General features: G+C 63.1%; 1 protein-coding gene. It reads right to left on the bottom strand.

Annotated features, from left to right (window positions below):
• Positions 1–453 (bottom strand): hypothetical protein (locus GYK42_RS28855; RefSeq protein ID WP_166450281.1); only part of this gene is annotated, 453 nt, incomplete at both ends.

The following is a 453-nucleotide window of genomic DNA, read 5'->3' as shown; positions in this document are numbered from 1 at the left end:
TGTTCCAGTCATACACCAGCTTGCCGCTGGCGTCGTAGTTGCCACTTGCCGTGCGGCGCTTGCCGAATGGATCGTAGGAGTAGCGTGCCGTCAGCGTGCCGTTATGGTCGGTCGTGCTGACCAGGCTGCCCTGCAGGTCCTTGTGCCAGTATTCCAGTTTCACTACCACCAGGCTAGGCGGTATCCACGGTTCCATCTGCCCGGCGCCCAGTGCCGGCAGGCTGCCTGTTGTCACCAGCACGCCCAGGCTGGCGCCGCCGACCGACAGGTAATGCCGGTTGCTGATGCTGCCGCCATTCTGTTCGCTCTCGAAGGCCAGGCCGCCGGCATTGTCCGGGTGCATCATCCAGGTCACGCGCGTGCCGTTGCTGCTGACACGGGTTTCCTTCACGCGCTGGTGGTTTTCATCGTACTGCCAGCTGTAGCGCGGGTAACCGTTCGGTCCTTCCAGTC

Origin of the sequence: Janthinobacterium lividum (assembly GCF_011601275.1) — a bacterium.
Taxonomy (GTDB): Bacteria; Pseudomonadota; Gammaproteobacteria; order Burkholderiales; family Burkholderiaceae_D; genus Janthinobacterium; species Janthinobacterium lividum_E.
Note: the sequence above shows the minus strand (reverse complement) of the source record. Positions and strands in the feature narration are given on the sequence as shown.